Raw genomic sequence first — 16,452 nt, forward strand, 5'->3', positions numbered from 1 at the left:
CGAAGGAGGTATGGACGTCCATGACCGCAACTCTCGCTCCCCCCGGCCCCCCGGTCCGCATCGGGAAGGCCGCCGTCGGAGCGCTCGGCCTGCTGGCGGCCGCCACCGGCACCCTGGAATCGGTGGTGGCGCCGACGCTCCCGCTGCTGCAGCGCGAACTGTCGATCAGCCCCGCCCAAGGGGCGCTGCTCAGCATCGCGATGCTCATCACCGGCGCGCTCGTCGCGCCCGTCGCGGGCGGCCTCGGCGACCGGCACGGCGGGAAACGCGTCATGACCCGGCTCATGGCGGTGGTCGCGGCCGGCGGCCTGGTGTCCGCGCTGGCGCCGAACCTGCCGGTGCTGCTGCTCGGCCAGGTACTGCAGGGCGCGATGGTCGGCGCGATGCCGCTCTCGTTCATCCTGGTGCGCAAGCACCTCCCGGCGGGCGAGTCGCAGGTGGCCATCGGGACGGTCAGCGGACTGTTCGTGGGCGGCGGCATGCTCGGCACCCTGATCGCCGGGCCCATCGCGGAAGGGCTGTCGCGCCACTGGATGTTCGCGATACCGACCCTCGCGGTCGTCGCGGCGACCCTGCTCGTCCGCGCGCTGATGCCGGACGACCCGCCGGCCCGTTCGGGCGCCCGGATCGACCTGCCCGGCCTGGCCCTGCTGAGCGGCGTCCTGGTGACGCTCATGCTCGGGCTCTCGATGGCGCCCGACCTCGGCTCGCGGCCGCTCGCGCTCGGCGCGCTCGTCCTGCTCCTGGCCGCCCTCGTCGCCGGATGGACGGCCGTGGAACGCCGCGCGGCCTCGCCGATGGTCGATCCGCGCATGCTCGCGAAGCCCGCGGTATGGAGCTCCTACGTGATCACGTTCGCCGTCTGCGTGGGCACCGCGGTACCGATGTACCTCGTCCCGCAGCTGTTCGCGGTGTCCGGCGACGGGTACGGCTTCGGGGCCGATTCCACCGACATCGGGCGGTACCTGCTGCCCGGCGCCGTCACGGCGGCGATCAGCGGGCCGCTCGGCGGGCTCGCGGCGCGGCGCTTCGGCCCGGGAGCCGCGGTCACCGCCGGCATCGGCGTCATGGCGGCCGCGCTGGCCGGCCTGGCGCTCCTGCACACCGAGGTGTGGCACCTCGTCGTCGCCAAGGCGCTGATCGCCCTGGCCGGCGGCGTGTGCGTCACGGCGATGGTCGTCCGGACGGCCGCGTCCGTCGAGCACGGCGACACCGGCACCGCCACCGGCCTGGTCCTGGTGACGCGCGTGGTCGGCTTCGCCGCGGGCGCCCAGATCAGCGGCGCCTTCCTCACCGCCGGAACCCCCGCGGGGTCGGACGTCCCGGCCGAATCGGCCTTCGTCACCGGCTTCGTCATCGCCGCCGCCGTCACGGCGCTGTCCCTTCTCGCCGTCCGCACCATGAGCAAAGGAGCCGAAGAATGACCCGCACCGATCGGCCGACGGCCGCCCGTACCGCGCCGCGGCGCACCGCCCTGATCTCGGGGGCGGGCATCGCGGGCCCCGCCCTCGCGTTCTGGCTGAACCGCCACGGGCACGCCGTCACGGTGGTGGAGAAGTCGGGTGCGCCGCGCAGCGGCGGCTACCCCGTCGACGTGCGCGGCACCGCGCTCGAGGTCGTCCGGCGGATGGGCGTCCTGCCGCGGCTGCGGGACGCGCACGTCGACCTGCGCCGGCTGACCTTCCTCGACGGCGCCGGCGGCGAGGTCGCCTCGGTCGCCCCGCACGCCGTCACCGGCGGCGTCGCGGAACGGGACCTGGAGGTGCGGCGCGGAGACCTCACCGACGTCCTGCACACGGCGGTCCGGGACGACGTCGAGTTCCTGTTCGACGACTCCATCGCCGCCCTCGACCAGTCCGGCAGCGGCGTCGACGTCACCTTCCGCAGCGGCGGCGAGCGGACGTTCGACATGGTGTTCGGCGCGGACGGCACCCACTCGCGCACCCGCGAGGCGCTGTTCGGCCCCGAGGAGCGGTTCCACCGGTACCTCGGCCACTGCTTCGCCGTGTTCACCATGCGCAACACCTTCGGGCTCTCCCACGAGACCGTGATGTGGAACACGCCGGGCAGGGCCGCGGCACTCTACGCCGTCGAGGACGGCGACGAGGTGCACGCGTTCCTGAACTTCGCCCGGCGGGAACCGCCGGCCGAGGTGTTCACGGACCCGGAAGCCCAGCGGGAACTGGTCGCCGAGGTCTTCGCCGACGCGGGATGGGAGGTCCCGGGCATCCTGGCCGCCATGCGCGGCGCGGACGACCTGTTCTTCGACGGTGTCGGCCAGATCCGGATGCCCCGCTGGTCCGCCGGCCGGGTCGCGCTGGTGGGCGACGCCGCGTACGCCCCCTCGTTCCTCACCGGGCAGGGCACCAGCCTCGCGCTCGTCGGCGCGTACATGCTCGCCGGTTCCCTGGCCGGCCGGGGCCCCGCCGCGGGCTTCGCCGCCTACGAGCGCGGCACCCGCGAGTTCGTCACCCTGAACCAGGGACTGGTCGGCGAGGGCGGCGCCGCGCTCTTCCCGACCACCGCCCGGGCCCTGGAGCAGCGGAACGCGCGGCTGCGCGCCCTCGGCGCCATGCCCGCCGCGGAGGGGCGACCGGCCCATTCGGCCCTCACCCTGCCCGACTTCACGCCCGCCGCGTGAGCGCGGCGGGCGGATGTCACACTCGACGCGCTGGAGGCGTCTTTAGGTGACCGCGCTTTCCCCGGGCATGCGAGGCCCGGGGAAACCGCGACCACCGACGCGCCGAGAGCCGAGGAGTAGACGATGTCGTCGTCCGCCCGCACCGCCGCCGCCCGCGAACCCGCGGCGTCCGTCCCGCCCCGCTTCCACGGGCTGCTGAGAGCGTCGACCGCGTTCGTGGCCGCCTGCATGCTGCTCCAGGGGATCACCGCCGGCCAGCTGCTGGACGGCGCCGAGCACGGGAGCGAGATCCACCGGAACGCGTCCGGCTTCCTCGTGGCCGCCCTCCTCGTCACCATCGCCGCGGCGATCCTGGTGCGGCGCGCCCGCTCGCCGCCGCCCTGGCGACGGCCGTGTTCACCGTCGTCCAGTTCAGTCTCGGGGAGAACGGCGCGACCGCCGTCCACGTCCCGCTCGGCGTCGCCCTGATGGGCTCCGGCACCGCCCTGGTGGCGCAGGTCTGGGGCGGGCGCGGCGGCAGGTGAGCACCCGGCGGCCGCCCGCCCCGAGCGGCGCGTCCCGCGGTCCGCGGGACGCGCCGCGCCGGTCCGCGGTCATCCCCGCACGTGCAGTCCGAAGCCCGTGCGCCCCGCGGGTTCCAGACCCTCCTTCAGGTTCAGCGAGGGGATCTCGTAGTCGCCGAAGTTCTGCCGCCGGAACGCGATCGGCTCGGTCGACTCCAGGGTGAGCAGGCGCTGCTCCCACGCCTTCGCGGCGTCCCGGTACTCCTCGCCGGTCATCCGGTCGGCGCCGTACAGGACGAACGGCGGCAGCACGTCGATGCCCGGGTAGAAGAGGACGCCGTGCTGGAACGGGAACAGCAGGTCGTCGATGGGGCCGTTGATCCCGCGCGCGGCGTAGTGCGCCTCCGGGCCGCCGACGGTCACCGACAGCAGGGCCCTCCTGCCCGCCAGCGTCCCTTCGCCGTAGCGCTCCCCGTACCTGGTGGCGCTGTGCTCGCCGACGCCGTACGCGAAGCGGTAGGTGAACACCCGGTCCACCCAGCCTTTGAGGATCGCCGGCATCGCGTACCACCACAGCGGGAACTGGAAGACGACGGTGTCGGCCCACAGCAGCTTCTCCTGCTCGGCGCGGACGTCCGGGGTGAGCGTCCCGGCGTCGAAGGCGCGCCCCGAATCCCGGGCGACCTTCAGCGGCACCGAGGCGTCGGGGCCGTAGTCCGCGGCGTCCACGGCGGCCTTCCAGCCCATCGCGTACAGGTCGCTCACCCGTACGTCGTGCCCGGCGCCCTCCAGGGTGGACACCGCGAGGTCCTTCAGCGAGCCGTTGAGCGACTCCGGCTCCGGGTGGGCGTAGACGATCAGCGTCTTCACGGGGACTCCTTCGGATCGGGTGCCCCCGATCCTCCGGGCCGCGGCGCCCGGCGTTCAGGGGGGCCGCTTCCGTCGGAAGCGGAATCCTGGTAACGGCAGGACCACCTTCGCGCGCACCGGCAAGGCCATACTGGGGGCGTGGACGATCTCGCGGGTTTCCTCCGGACCCGGCGGGCCCGCGTCGCCCCGGACACCGTCGGCATCCCCGTCGACGGCCGCCGCAGGGTCGAGGGGCTGCGCCGCGAAGAGGTCGCGCACCTGTCCGGGGTCAGCGTCGACTACTACGTGCGCCTGGAGCAGGGACGCGCGACCCAGCCCTCCGAGCAGGTCGTCGACGCGCTCGCCCGCGTCCTCGGCCTCGACGAGACCGAACGCGGCCACCTGCCCCGGCTCGCCCGGCAGCGCCGCCGCCGCGCCAGGGTCCCGGCCGGGCGGCCCCGGCCGGAGACGCTGCGCGTCCTCGACCTGGTCGCCGGCGCCCCGGCGATGATCCTGGACCACCGCCTGGACGTGCTCGCCGGGAACCGCCTCGCGCGGCTGCTCTACGGCCGGCCGATGCCGGGCGTGAACACCGCCCGGCACATCTTCCTCGAGGAGGCCGAGCGCGGTCTGTACGCCGAGTGGGAGCGGTGCACCCTCGACGTGGTCGGGCACCTGCGCCTCGCCGCCGGAAAGTACCCGGACGATTCCCGGCTGGCCTCGCTCATCGGCGAACTGGCGATGGGCAGCGAGCGCTTCCGCCGCCTCTGGGCCCGCGCCGACGTGCGCGCCCGCACCCACGGGCGCAAGAGTTTCCGGCACCCGCTGGTCGGGCCGCTGGAACTGACCCAGGAGAACTTCGCCCTCCCGGACGGCTCGGGCCTGGAGCTGATCGTGCTGTCCGCGGCTCCCGGCAGCCCCGCCGAAGACGGGCTGCGCCTGCTCGCCGGCCTGGACGCGGACGCCGGTGACGCGCCCTCCGAAACGCACGCCCGGCGCCACAGATAACTCGACACGATCTCGCGCGCCGCTTTGCGATACCGGGACCCGCCGACGCCCCGTAGGCGGAATACTGCCCGTTCTGGCCCCCTTTCGACCTTCAGGAGGCATCGTTGATCTACGGCGTGGACGTCGCGAGCTACCAGGGCGAGCCCGACTGGAAGGCCGTCTTCGGCGACGGAATCCGGTTCGCGTTCTCCAAGGTGACCGAGTCGACCGGTTACACGAACCCGACGTGGGCCCACAACCGCGCCGGGATGCTCGCTCTCGGCTCGGGATTCCTGCCGGGCGCGTACCACTTCCTGCACGGCGGGGACGGCGCCGCCCAGGCCCGGTACTTCCTCGACAAGGCCGGCGACGTGTCCAGCTTCGCCGTCGCGCTGGACGTCGAGGCGTCCGGCGCGGACGCGGCGACCGCCCGGGCCTGGGTGGCGGAGTTCAAGGAGCGCACGGGCGGCCACCCGGTGATCGGGTACTACCCGCGCTGGTACTGGGAGCAGACCGGACGCCCGGACCTCGGCTTCTTCGACACGGTCTGGCAGTCGCACTACGTGAACGGGTCGGGGTCGCCGGAGTCGCTGTACGCGAAGGTGCCCGCCTCGTGGTGGACGTCGTTCGGCGGAGAGCCGATCTCGGTCCTGCAGTTCAGCTCCAGCGGCACCGTCCGGGGGATCTCGGGCCCCTGCGACGTCAACGCCCACCGCGGCGGCCTCGCCGAGCTCAAGGCGCTCGCCCTGGGACGGGGCGAGGACGACATGCCCGAGTACGTCAGCGTCGGCGTCGACACCCCGCAGGAGCTCCCGCCGAACCAGTGGGTCACCGTCGACTTCGGCAAGGAGTACGCCGACGGTTCGCACCACCACTGGAACCGGGGCGGCCCGTCGGTCGTGGTCGGGCCCGCGCGGTACTCCCTGGCCGCGAACGTCCGGGTCAGCGGGCTGCCGAAGGGCGTCGAACTGCAGGCCCGCGCGATCGAGAACGCCGAGGACGGCTCCGGCTACGAGGCCGGCCCGATCGCCGAGTACACCGCGAGCGACGGCGACACGTTCGTCCACTACGCGCTCCCGGCCGACACCGTCCGCGACGGGTACCGGGTGCGGTTCCAGGTCGTCCAGTACGGGACGGCGCCCGCCCGGATCGTCGGCGGTACCGCGAAGGCGTTCGCCTGGCCGGAGTGACCGCCGCTCCGCCCGGTGCCCCCGAGGCCGGAAGGCTTCAGGGATTCGGTGGCGCATCGTCGCCAGCCGAGGCCGCTCTCGGCGGCGACGAGACGTCCGTTCGCAGGCAACTGCAGTCTCTGCTGGACGCCGGAGCCACCGACATCTGGGCCGGCATCGTCGCCGTCGGCCCCGACCGCGCCGCCGCGCCCGCGACCTCCTCCGCGACCTCGCCGCCCCGGCCGGCGGGCGCCCGCGCCGACCCCCCCGTGCCCGCCGTGAACCCGGCGCGCGGGACGCGCCGGGTCCGGCCCGTCCCCGCCCGGTTCGCCGCGGGCCCGGCCGGTCAGCGGCGAGCGCCGTCCCGTACGTCCAGGAGCGGCAGGCCCGCCGCGTACCGCCGCAGGAAACCGGCGGTCGGGGTGTGCGCCGCCGCGACGGCGTCCGGGGTTCCCGCCGCCACCACCGCGCCCCCGTCCGGCCCCGCTCCCGGCCCGAGGTCGATGACCCAGTCCGCCGACGCGGCGACAGGGACGTCGTGTTCGGCCACGACGACGGTGCCGCCCGAGTCGAGCAGCGCGTCGAGCGCGTCCACCACGCGCTGGACGTCGGAGGGGTGCAGGCCCGAGACCGGCTCGTCGAGGACGACGAGGCCGGCCCCGCGGCCCGCGGCGCCGCGCCGGATCGCGGCCGCCAGCTTCAGCCGCTGCGCCTCGCCGCCGGACAGCTCCGTGGCGCTCTGGCCGAGCCGGAGATAGCCGAGCCCGACCCGGTCCAGGGCGCTCAGGATCTCCGCGAGCCGCCGGGGCCGGGGGAACCGCTCCACGGCCTCGGCGACGGTCAGCTCCAGCACCTCGTCGACGGCCAGCCCCTCGTACCTGATCTCCAGTGCCTCCGGCTTGTAGCGCCGGCCCTCGCAGGCGTCGCAGACCACCCACACGTCCGGGAGGAAGTGCATGTCGACCAGCTTGCGGCCGTACCCGGTGCAGGTCTCGCAGCGGCCGCCCGCGGTGTTGAAGCTGAACCAGGAGGCATCGACTCCGCGCTCGCGCGCCCGCTCCGTCCCGGCGAACAGCCCGCGGACGATGTCGAACGCCTTGCTGTAGGTCGCGGGGTTGGACCGCGGCGTCCGGCCGAGCGGTTCCTGGTCGACGACGGCGACCCAGCCGAACCCGTCGAGGCCGGTCACCTCCCGCACCGCGCCGTCGGCCGTCCCGTGCAGGGCCGCCTCGACGCCCGCCCCGAGCGCGCCGAGCAGGCTGCTCTTGCCGCTGCCGCTCACCCCGGTCAGGCAGGTGAGCCGGCCGACAGGGAAACGCACCAGCTCCGCGGACACGTTGTGCGCGCGCAGGCCGTGCAGCTCCACCCAGCGGGTGCCGTCCCCGACCCGGCGGCGGGTCCGGCGCGGCCGCGGTCCTTCACCGGCCAGGTACCGGCCGGTCAGCGACTCCGGATGGGCGGCCGCGTCGCCGGGCGGCCCCGACACGAGGACCTCGCCGCCGAGCCGGCCGGCGCCGGGGCCCATGTCGATCACCCAGTCGGCCCGCGCGATCAGCTCGGGGTCGTGCTCGACCAGGAGCACCGTGTTGCCGGCGTCGCGCAGCTCCAGAGCGATGTCGAGCAGGTGCGCCTTGTCCGCCGGGTGCAGCCCGGTGCCGGGCTCGTCCAGGACGAAGATGATGCCGCTCAGCTCGGTGCCGAGCTGCGCGGCGAGCCGGGTCCGCTGCAACTCGCCACCGGACAGCGTCGCCGCGCCCCGGGACAGCCGGAGGTGCGCCAGGCCGAGCCGGTCGAGGAGGGCGAGCCGGCGGCCCAGGTCCTGCAGCAGCGGCTCGCCCACCTCGCGATGCCGAGGGTCCAGGCCGTCCGCCACGCGCGTCGCCCAGCCGCGCACCTCCCGCACGTCCACCTCGAGCAGGTCCGGGTACGCGAGCCCGCCGAGCCGCACGGACCGGGCCGCCCGGCCGTACCCGCTGCCGCCGCAGGCGCCGCAGGGCCGCTTGCGCATGTAGGGCAGGTAGCGCTGCTTGGCACTGGACGTCCGGGCGTTCACGAACACCCGCTCCACGTCGGCGAGCGCGCCCAGCAGCGGCTGCGCCGAGGTGTAGGTCATCACGGCCGTCTCGTTCTTGTTCGGGATCTCGACGCTCGCCTCGACCTTCTCGTCGCCCGTGCCGTACAGCACGCAGCGGCGGAACTCCTCGGGCAGCGACCGCCACGGCCGGCCGAGGTCCACGCCCCGCTTCGCCGCGAGCGCGGGCACGAACGCCCGCTCTCCCGACCGCCACTTCGCGAACCAGGGGGAGGCACCCTCGAAGAGCGGAAGCTCCGGGTGGGTGATGACCAGGTCCTCTTGCGCCTGCCAACGCCCGCCCGCCCCGTGGCAGGCCGGACAGCCCCCTTCCGGCGTGTCGCGGTCGAAGTGCGCCGTCGACAGATGCCCGTCGCCGCCCTCCGCCGCCGGGTCCGCGTCGAGCCCCGGAAGGCGCGAGTACAGCAGCCCCAGGTGCCCGTCGATGCCGGTGATCGTCGCGACCGTCGAGCGGGGGTTGCGGTTCAGGCGGCGCTGGTCGACCGCGAGCGTCGCACCGAGCCCCAGGACACGGTCGACCTTCGGCCGGTTGCGCTGGGTGATGTACTGCCGGACGAACGGCGAGAGCCCCTCCAGATACCGCAGCTGGGCCTCGCTGTGCAGGGTGTCGACGGCCAGCGAGGTCTTGCCGCTGCCGCTCACCCCCGTGAAGGCGACGAGGCTCCCTTTGGGGATGCTCACCGACACGTCCCGCAGGTTGTTGGTACGAGCCCCCACCACGTCGATCGTCTCGCGCCCCATACTCGCGACGTCCCGGACGAATGCAGTCAACCTTCTCCCTCTCCTGCAAGGCACTCAGGGCGGACGGATCCGCCGACGGCGGACTCATGCTCGCGTGGAAACCCGCCATCTCTTGTCAGGTTTTTGGTGGGTACGCGGGACGACGCCTGGAGAACCGGCCGTCCGGTGTCAGAAACTCGACCAGATGGTCTCGATGTCCAGCACCCGGTTGCTCCGCCGCATCAAAACCCGTTCCGTGGCGGCGAGGACGCCGGCGGCGACCAGGACGGCGTTGAGCCACGGCGGCAGGCCGACCGGGGACGTGAACGATCCGACATGGTCGGCGATCGGCGGGAGGCCGGTGACGATCTCGAGCGCCTGCGGGACGGCCAGGACGAGGTTGACCACCAGGACCGCGATCGCGAGGGCCCCGATCGTCCGGCTCAGCCGCGGATGCTCGCGGGCCAGCCTGCCGCGCAGGTCCTCGGCGGTGCCGGCCACCGGGACGAGGGGCCGCTCCCCGCCGTCCTCCAGGACCAGGTGCGCCCGCGTGACCCCGTACATCGAGGCTTCGACCTCGATCGTCCCGTCCGGGACCGCGAACACGGCCGGCACGTCGCTCTGCTCCCGCCACACGCCGTCCAGGTACAACTCGGCCTTCCAGCCGACGTCCCGCATGGTCACGTCCACCGTCCAGGTGCGGCCGGGACCGTCCGGCCCGTCGTGGGCGATGGTGTACAGCGACCGGTGGAGCAGGTCCCTGCGCCGGAACGGGCGGAGCCGTCTCGGGCCTTCCGCGTCGTCCTGCGCGGTCGTGGACGTACCCCGACGGAAGCGGTCCATGAAGCGAACCACGGTCCCTCCCTGCCTGCCGGTCGCGCGGCGCCCTTCAGGGCTCGCGGGCCGCCGTGCCGAAGGACGCCCCGAACACCTCGAACACCTCGCACACCCCGAACACCTCGAACGCCGACTCGTGCTCGCGGCGTTCTTTCCCCCGGAGCGCCGCGCTCACCTCCCGGCCGGGACGAAGACCGGGCCGCCGGGCATGGAAGCGGCCCCCGACCTCGAGGGTCGGGGGCCGCGGACGTGCGGGACGGACGGGTCAGCGCCGCACGGCGCTGAACGCGTCGACGATGCCCGCGCCGTAGAACCCGTTACGGCGCTTCGAACCCTCGCAGGCGTGGGTCGTGACGACTTCCTCGAACGAGCCGTCCGCCTGCTTGACCTGCCGGGTGTAGGTGTACGAGCCGCCGGCCGGGCACTTGGTCGCGGTCGCGGTGCGGGTGAGGACCGACCGGACGGCCGCCGGGGCCATGGTGAGCCCGCCGTTGGCCCGGTCGCGCTTGCCGTACCTGCTGACGATCAGTGCCGCGACGCCCGCCGCGTGCGGCGAGGCCATCGAGGTGCCCTGGATCGACTGGTAGTACCCGCAGACGCCGCCCTTGCAGCTGCGCACCACCCGCGGGGTGTTGGGCGTGCCGTCGGCGTTCAGCTCGCCCCGCTCGCGCGCGATCGACTCGGGGTAGGCGGCCCAGATGCCGGCCTTGTCGTCGATCTTCTGGTCGGCGGTGTCGTACTTGTCGCCGCCGGGCGCCGCGACGGCGATGTAGCCGTCACCGTAGCTGGAGTAGTACGACTTGCGCTCGCTGATCCCGGTCGAGGAGACCGGGATGACGTGGTCGCCCTCGCCGGGCAGGGAGAGGCAGCTCGGCGGGATCGTGCGCTCGTAGGGCTGCTCGCCGGGCTCGGACGCGAAGCCCGGGCTGACCGCGTCGATGTTGGTCTCGGTGTAGTCGATCGCCTCGTTGCCCGCGGCGGCGACCAGGGTGACGCCGTGCCGGTTCGCGAAGTTCAGCGCCCGGTTCGTCGCCTCGATGATCGTGCGCTGCTCGGCCTGGTCGGCGGGGGAGTCCGCCGGGTTGTTCGCGCAGTTGAACAGCCACGGGTCGACGTAGTAGCTCATGTTGACCACATCGATGCCGTTCTTGCCCGCGTAGGTGAGCGCGTCCACCGTGGCCTGCAGGAAGAAGTAGCCGGAGTCCTGGCCCGCGCGCAGGTTGACGATCGAGACGTTGGGGGCGACGCCGGCCATGCCGAGCCCGTTGCGGGGCGAGGCGATCGTCGACGCGACGTGGGTGCCGTGCTCGTTCTCGTCCACGTCCGCCGGGTCGCTGCAGGACTTGTCCGGTTCGTCCTCGCAGGGGCCGTCGATCTCCGCGCCGTTGGCGTCGACCGGGATGTCGGTGGTGAAGTTGCGGCTCAGCTTCCGGTCGAAGTTGGGCGCGATGTCGGGGTGGGAGCCGTCGACGCCGGTGTCGATGATGCCGACGGTGACGCGCCGGTCACCGGGCTCGACCCGGTAGGAGCCCTTGGCCGTGGCGCGGATCTGCTTCATGTCCCACTGCAGGTCGGCGAGGGGCTCCTCGCCCTTCTTCCCGCGCTTGGCGGTGGTGGTGCCGGTGGTCTGGCCCCGGCCCTCCTTCTCCACGGCGAACTGGTCGGCGACCTTGCCGGTCTTGGGCGCCCGGCCGATCACCCGGTTGGCGGCCGCGCCGTCCAGGGCGCCCTGCTGCCGGGCCTGCGCGGCGAATCCGCCGTCGGTGGACCGGACGGTCGCGACGCCGACGTCGGCGTTCTCGCGGACGATCGTGCCCCCGGCCGCCTTGACGGCCGCGCGGGCATCGGTGAGCGAGACGCCGTCCTTGTAGAGGACGACGTACTCGGAGGCTTGGCCGGATGCCTGGTTCGGCCCGGCCGAAGCTGGGACCGCCAGCGCGGTCGTCGCGGTGACGACGGCGCAGGCGGCGGTGATCAAGGTACGCCGCAACGCACAACCTCCTGGCAAAAGATGGCGATACGCCCGAAATGGGGGTGAGCCAGGAGACGCTACGGCGGGACGGTTGAGGCTTACGTACGACCTTGTAACGAAATGGGAGTGTTTCGGTTCGGGAGTTGCGGCGGCGGCCGGGGTCGGACGAGCGCTCCGAGCGCGTTCGTCCGGGTCAGGGGACCGCCCCCCAGTGGCGTAGCTTGTCGGGGTTGCGTATCACCCAGATGCGCTTGATCCGGTCGCCCGCGACGTCGAACGCGACGTCGAAGGCGAACACCGTGACGACGGCGCCGTCCTGCCGGGCCACCAGTCCGGGCTGGCCGTTGACCGTGCGTTCCAGGAGCACCGTGGTGCCGGGCCTGCGGTGGGCGAGTTCGACCCATGCGCGCGCGACCTGCTCCGCTCCCTCGATGGGGCGCGGGAAGGTGGCGGCGAGGCCGCCGCCGTCGGCGACGGCCGTGGCGTCGGGGTCGAGCAGGGCGATCAGGGCGCCGATGTCCTTGGCCTCCCAGGCCCGCTTGAAGTCCCGGACGACGCCGGCGGACCGGCCCGCCGGGGCCGCCGGGGAAGGCCGCGCGGCCCGGATGCGGCGGCGGGCCGAGGACGCCAGCTGGCGGCACGCCGCCGGCGTCCGGCCGACGATCTCCGCCACGTCGGCGAAGGGGTGGCAGAAGACGTCGTGCAGGACGAACGCGACGCGTTCGGCGGGGGTCAGCGATTCCAGCACGACCAGGAAGGCCATGCCGACCGACTCGTCCAGGGTGACCCGGTCGGCGGGGTCGGCGGCGGTGCCGTCGGGGAGCGGCTCGGGGATCCATTCGCCCACGTAGGTCTCCCGCCGGACCCGGGCCGAGCCGAGCAGGTTGAGGCAGACCCGGCCGGCGACCGTCGTCAGCCAGGCGCCGGGCGACTCGATGGCGTCCCGCTCCCGCCGGGACATGGCGTACCAGCGGGTGCAGGTCTCCTGCACGGCGTCCTCGGCCTCGGCCAGCGAGCCCAGCAGCCGGTACGCGAGATTGATCAGGTGGCGCCGCTCGCGCACGATCGCGTCCAGGCCGGGGTCGCGGCGGCTTCGGTCCGGCTCGGATCGGGTGGTCATCGCCGGTCGGCTCCCTCGGTCGCATCGGTTCTCACCGGTCCGACAAGACAGGGCGCCGGAATGTGAGGCGGCGGACCGGCCTCACAATTCCGCGGGCTGCGTTGTCGAACCGCTGAGACCGACACATCATCCAGCGACCAAGGAGTTGGAAGACATCATGACCACCTCGGTTCCGCAGACGCCGTTCGCCGACGCGGCGTCCGGGCAGCGCCTGGAGCGGGCGGCCGCGGCGCTGACCGCGCACGGTTTCACCGTCGAGATCCTCGATGGCGCCGCCGCAGCGCGCACCCGGGTCCGGGAGCTCATCCCCGACGGGGCCGCCGTATTCACCGGCGCCAGCGAGACCCTCCGCCTGTCCGGCATCGATGAGGACATCAACGCCGGCGGGCGCTACGCCGCCGTCAAGCCGCGCACCCTGGCCATGGACCGCACCGCCGACGCGGACGACATCCGGCGGCTGCGCGCCTGCCCCGACGTCGTCGTGGGCAGCGTCCACGCGGTCACCGAGACCGGCTCCCTCGTGGTCGCCTCGGGCAGCGGCAGCCAGTTGCCCGCCTACGCCGGCGGCGCCGCCCGCGCGATCTGGGTCGTCGGCGCGCAGAAGGTGGTGCCCGACCTGGGCGTCGCGCTGCGCCGCGTCGACGAGCACTGCCTTCCGCTGGAGAACGCCCGCGCCCTGGAGGCGTACGGGCGGCCCAGCGCCGTCAACCGCCTTCTCGTCCTCAACGCGGAACACGAGCCCGGACGCGGCACGGTCCTGCTGCTCCGCGAAGCCATCGGGTTCTGACCGGTCCGCCGCCCTACCCTTTCCTGGTGCGGTAGGCGCGCTGCCGGCATGCCCGTGAGCAGTACGTGCGGGGACGTCCGGTCGCGGTTCCCGGGACGGCGTCGCCGCACACGGGGCACACGGCGGACGGCGCGGGCGCGTCCGCCGTTTCGTCACACTCCGAGGCTGTGACGAAAGTTTCGTCACGGGAAGGAGGCGGCCCGTCCGCGGCGGAAAGGGCGGGGGCCATGCAGTCGAGGACGCGCTCCAGGCCGTACCGGAAGCGGTCCTCGTGGTCCAGGTGCGGCTGGCGCGCCTCCAGGACGATCTTGGTGAGCATCGGGTACTCCCCGCTCTCCAGCAACCGCCGGACGTAGGGGGAGTACCGGGCCATCCACTCCGCCGCGGTGAGGCCGCTGCGGCGGACCTCCGCGGCCTGGCCGACCTCCTCGCGGGCGGCGCTCTCGACGTAGCCGGTCAGGATGGACAGGAGGCTGAGGCTCTCGTCGATGGAGACGTACGGGTCCAGGACCGCCATCACCCGCTCGATCAGGCGCAGTTGGTTGGGGCCGAACCCGGGCAGCGACCGGTGCACGGTGGCGATCCACGGGTGCCGCAGCCACATCGCGCGCAGCCCGCCGGCGTAGCGCGCCAGGTCGGCGCGCCAGTCGCCGGACGGCACGCCCTCCAGGTCGATCTCGCCCTGCAGCCGGTCGGCCATGAGCTCGACCAGGTCGTCGCGGCTCGGGACGTACCGGTAGAGCGACATCGCGCCCGCGCCGATCTCGGCGGCGATCCGCCGCATGGTGGCGGCCTCGAGCCCCTCGGCGTCGGCGATGCGGATCGCGGCCTCGGTGATCTGGGCGCGGCTGTAGGCCGGCCGCGGCCCGCGGGCGGGGCGCTCCGGCCGCATCCAGATGCTCACGTACTCGGCGTCGGCCACGCGTGCCACCTCCCCGGTTGCGTACACGGTATCCAGTATCTTACGCTGCCCGCCATAACTGCTTACATTGTACCCAATGGAGGGTTCATGGCGGATCCGATCGTGGTGGCCGAGGGGCTGCACAAGTCCTTCGGCGACACCCATGCGCTGCGCGGCCTGGACCTGAGCGTCCCGAGAGGGACGGTCTGCGGGGTGCTCGGCCCGAACGGCGCCGGGAAGACGACCGCGGTGCGCATCCTGGCGACCCTGTCCGACCCCGACGCCGGGCACGCCCGCATCGCCGGGCACGACGTCGTCCGCGAGGCCGACGAGGTGCGGCGGCGCATCGGGCTCGCGGGCCAGTACGCCGCCGTCGACGAGAAACTCACCGGCCGCGGCAACCTGCGCATGTTCGGGCGGCTCTACCACCTGCCGCGGCGCGAGGCGCGCCGGCGGGCCGACGAGCTGCTCGAACGCTTCGGCCTGCTGGACGCCGCCGACCGCCGGGTGGTCGGCTACTCCGGCGGCATGCGGCGCCGCCTCGACCTGGTCGCCAGCCTCATCCTGCGCCCCGAGGTGCTGTTCCTGGACGAGCCGACCACCGGCCTCGACCCGCGCGGCCGCGGCGAGATCTGGGACATGGTCCGCGAACTGGTGGCGGACGGCACCACGGTGCTGCTCACCACGCAGTACCTGGAGGAGGCCGACCGGCTGGCCGACGACATCGCCGTCATCGACCGGGGGAAGGTGGTCGCCACGGGCACGCCGGACGAGCTGAAGGCCGCGATCGGGGACCGGCTCGACGTCGTCCTCGCCGACCCCGGCGCGCTGCGTCCGGCGGCGGTCGTCCTGAACGCCCTGGCCGGGACCGACCCCGCGATGACGGGCGCCGACCGGCTCAGCGTCGCCCTGCCCGCCGGCGGCCTCCGGCTCGCCGACATCGTCCGCGAACTCGACCGCGCCGGGGTCGCGGCCGCCGACGTGAGCCTGCGCCGCCCCACGCTCGACGAGGTGTTCCTGCGCCTCACCGACCGCGAGGAGACCGCCCGATGAGCGTCCTCGCCCCCGCGGGCCGCCTGCGCTGGACGGTCGCCGACGGGCTGACCCTGATCGGCCGCGAGCTGGACCGGCTGCGGCGCGAACCGGGCGAGATCGTCGCCGCGCTGATCTTCCCGGCCGTCATGGTGGTGCTGTTCGGGTACGTGTTCGGCAGCGCGATCCAGGTGCCGGGCGGCGGCGACTACCGCGAGTACCTCATGCCCGGGCTGTACTCGATGGTGACCTTCGCGGCGGTGATGGGCGTCACGACGCGGGTGGCCGCCGACGCCTCCCGCGGGGTGATGGACCGGTTCCGCGCCATGCCGATGGCGCGGTCGGCGGTGCCGTTCGGGCAGACCGGCGCCGACCTGGCGACGGGCCTGCCGACCATGGCGATCATGGTGGGGGCGGGTCTGCTGGTGGGCTGGCAGCCGCACCGCGGCGTGCTCCCGGCGGCGCAGGCGTTCCTGCTGATGCTGGTGCTGCGGTACGCGCTGAGCTGGGTGGGCGTCTACGTGGGGCTGGTGGTGCGGAACGACCAGGTCGCCGACCAGCTGGTGCCGCTGTTCCTGCCGTTCACGATGCTGTCGAACTCGTTCGTCCCGACCGACGGCATGCCCGCGTGGCTGCGGTTCGCGGCGGACTGGAACCCGGTGAGCGCGCTCACCGCGGCCGCCCGCGAGCTGTTCGGCAACCCGGGCGCCCCGTCCGGGGACGCGGCCTGGCCGCTCGCGCATCCGGTGGCCGCCGTCCTGCTGTGGTCGGCCGGGCTGCTGGCGGTGTTCGTCCCCCTGTCCGTCCGCACGTACAAGCGCAGGGGCCGGTAAGACCGGCGG

Annotated in this window: 15 protein-coding genes; 8 read left to right on the top strand and 7 right to left on the bottom strand. The window is 73.8% G+C overall.

The features are described 5' to 3' along the window. Positions 1-20: 20 nt before the first annotated feature. From H505_RS0107175 to H505_RS0107185, 3 genes are all read left to right on the top strand, one after another. Positions 21-1,424: an MFS transporter gene (locus tag H505_RS0107175; RefSeq protein ID WP_026401445.1), complete on the top strand. Its 1,404-nt coding sequence runs from the start codon at positions 21-23 to the stop codon at positions 1,422-1,424. Continuing rightward, positions 1,421-2,641: an FAD-dependent monooxygenase gene (locus H505_RS0107180; RefSeq protein WP_026401446.1), complete on the top strand. Its 1,221-nt coding sequence runs from the start codon at positions 1,421-1,423 to the stop codon at positions 2,639-2,641. The genes H505_RS0107175 and H505_RS0107180 overlap by 4 nt, the downstream gene beginning before the upstream one ends. A 123-nt stretch (positions 2,642-2,764) precedes the next feature. Further along, on the top strand, positions 2,765-3,109 hold the full coding sequence (locus H505_RS0107185) for a hypothetical protein (RefSeq protein ID WP_026401447.1): 345 nt from the start codon (positions 2,765-2,767) through the stop codon (positions 3,107-3,109). Between the two features lie 125 nt (positions 3,110-3,234). On the opposite strand, the gene H505_RS0107190 is transcribed toward H505_RS0107185, so the two are convergent. Further along, positions 3,235-4,014, bottom strand: coding sequence for an NAD(P)H-dependent oxidoreductase (locus tag H505_RS0107190; RefSeq protein ID WP_026401448.1), 780 nt, complete (start codon positions 4,012-4,014; stop codon positions 3,235-3,237). A gap of 138 nt (positions 4,015-4,152) precedes the next feature. Between H505_RS0107190 and H505_RS0107195 the strand changes: the two genes are divergently transcribed. Both H505_RS0107195 and H505_RS47380 read left to right on the top strand, forming a co-directional pair. After that, the gene (locus H505_RS0107195) at positions 4,153-5,001 is read left to right on the top strand and encodes a helix-turn-helix transcriptional regulator (RefSeq protein WP_026401449.1); all 849 of its coding nucleotides are present in this window, start codon (positions 4,153-4,155) and stop codon (positions 4,999-5,001) included. Between the two features lie 104 nt (positions 5,002-5,105). Then, the gene (locus tag H505_RS47380) at positions 5,106-6,170 is read left to right on the top strand and encodes a glycoside hydrolase family 25 protein (RefSeq protein ID WP_051300382.1); all 1,065 of its coding nucleotides are present in this window, start codon (positions 5,106-5,108) and stop codon (positions 6,168-6,170) included. Positions 6,171-6,495: 325 nt separating this feature from the next. On the opposite strand, the gene H505_RS0107205 is transcribed toward H505_RS47380, so the two are convergent. From H505_RS0107205 to sigJ, 5 genes are all read right to left on the bottom strand, one after another. Then, complete coding sequence (locus H505_RS0107205; protein ID WP_245592459.1) at positions 6,496-9,012, bottom strand: excinuclease ABC subunit UvrA; 2,517 nt, start codon at positions 9,010-9,012, stop codon at positions 6,496-6,498. A gap of 138 nt (positions 9,013-9,150) precedes the next feature. Next, positions 9,151-9,804 (bottom strand): hypothetical protein, encoded by a 654-nt coding sequence (locus H505_RS40295; protein ID WP_034517011.1) that lies wholly within the window; start codon positions 9,802-9,804, stop codon positions 9,151-9,153. A gap of 46 nt (positions 9,805-9,850) precedes the next feature. Beyond that, a complete protein-coding gene (locus H505_RS52295; RefSeq protein WP_281173413.1) occupies positions 9,851-9,973 on the bottom strand; it encodes a hypothetical protein in 123 nt (40 codons plus the stop codon). Between the two features lie 90 nt (positions 9,974-10,063). Beyond that, the gene (locus H505_RS0107220; protein WP_026401451.1) at positions 10,064-11,788 is read right to left on the bottom strand and encodes a S8 family serine peptidase; all 1,725 of its coding nucleotides are present in this window, start codon (positions 11,786-11,788) and stop codon (positions 10,064-10,066) included. A gap of 175 nt (positions 11,789-11,963) precedes the next feature. After that, complete coding sequence (gene sigJ / locus H505_RS0107225) at positions 11,964-12,890, bottom strand: RNA polymerase sigma factor SigJ (RefSeq protein ID WP_026401452.1); 927 nt, start codon at positions 12,888-12,890, stop codon at positions 11,964-11,966. Positions 12,891-13,047: 157 nt separating this feature from the next. Between sigJ and H505_RS0107230 the strand changes: the two genes are divergently transcribed. Beyond that, positions 13,048-13,677, top strand: a complete 630-nt coding sequence (locus H505_RS0107230) for an LUD domain-containing protein (RefSeq protein WP_026401453.1) — start codon at positions 13,048-13,050, stop codon at positions 13,675-13,677. Between the two features lie 13 nt (positions 13,678-13,690). Here the strand turns inward: H505_RS0107230 and H505_RS40300 are convergent, their stop codons facing one another. After that, the gene (locus H505_RS40300) at positions 13,691-14,599 is read right to left on the bottom strand and encodes a TetR/AcrR family transcriptional regulator (protein ID WP_084549952.1); all 909 of its coding nucleotides are present in this window, start codon (positions 14,597-14,599) and stop codon (positions 13,691-13,693) included. A gap of 87 nt (positions 14,600-14,686) precedes the next feature. Between H505_RS40300 and H505_RS0107240 the strand changes: the two genes are divergently transcribed. Further along, complete coding sequence (locus tag H505_RS0107240) at positions 14,687-15,631, top strand: daunorubicin resistance protein DrrA family ABC transporter ATP-binding protein (protein ID WP_026401454.1); 945 nt, start codon at positions 14,687-14,689, stop codon at positions 15,629-15,631. Further along, positions 15,628-16,443, top strand: coding sequence for an ABC transporter permease (locus H505_RS0107245; protein WP_026401455.1), 816 nt, complete (start codon positions 15,628-15,630; stop codon positions 16,441-16,443). Before H505_RS0107240 ends, H505_RS0107245 begins: the two co-directional genes overlap by 4 nt. Positions 16,444-16,452: the final 9 nt, after the last annotated feature.

The organism is Actinomadura rifamycini DSM 43936, assembly GCF_000425065.1.
Classification (GTDB): Bacteria; Actinomycetota; Actinomycetes; order Streptosporangiales; family Streptosporangiaceae; genus Spirillospora; species Spirillospora rifamycini.

Excerpts from the sequence above, each read along its gene's own strand:
- H505_RS0107175 (WP_026401445.1), top strand. The coding sequence starts at position 21 with ATGACCGCAACTCTCGCTCCCCCCGGCCCCCCGGTCCGCATCGGGAAG.
- H505_RS0107180 (WP_026401446.1), top strand. The coding sequence starts at position 1,421 with ATGACCCGCACCGATCGGCCGACGGCCGCCCGTACCGCGCCGCGGCGC.
- H505_RS0107185 (WP_026401447.1), top strand. The coding sequence starts at position 2,765 with ATGTCGTCGTCCGCCCGCACCGCCGCCGCCCGCGAACCCGCGGCGTCC.
- H505_RS40295 (WP_034517011.1), bottom strand. The coding sequence starts at position 9,804 with ATGGACCGCTTCCGTCGGGGTACGTCCACGACCGCGCAGGACGACGCG.
- sigJ (WP_026401452.1), bottom strand. The coding sequence starts at position 12,890 with ATGACCACCCGATCCGAGCCGGACCGAAGCCGCCGCGACCCCGGCCTG.
- H505_RS0107230 (WP_026401453.1), top strand. The coding sequence starts at position 13,048 with ATGACCACCTCGGTTCCGCAGACGCCGTTCGCCGACGCGGCGTCCGGG.
- H505_RS0107240 (WP_026401454.1), top strand. The coding sequence starts at position 14,687 with ATGGCGGATCCGATCGTGGTGGCCGAGGGGCTGCACAAGTCCTTCGGC.
- H505_RS0107245 (WP_026401455.1), top strand. The coding sequence starts at position 15,628 with ATGAGCGTCCTCGCCCCCGCGGGCCGCCTGCGCTGGACGGTCGCCGAC.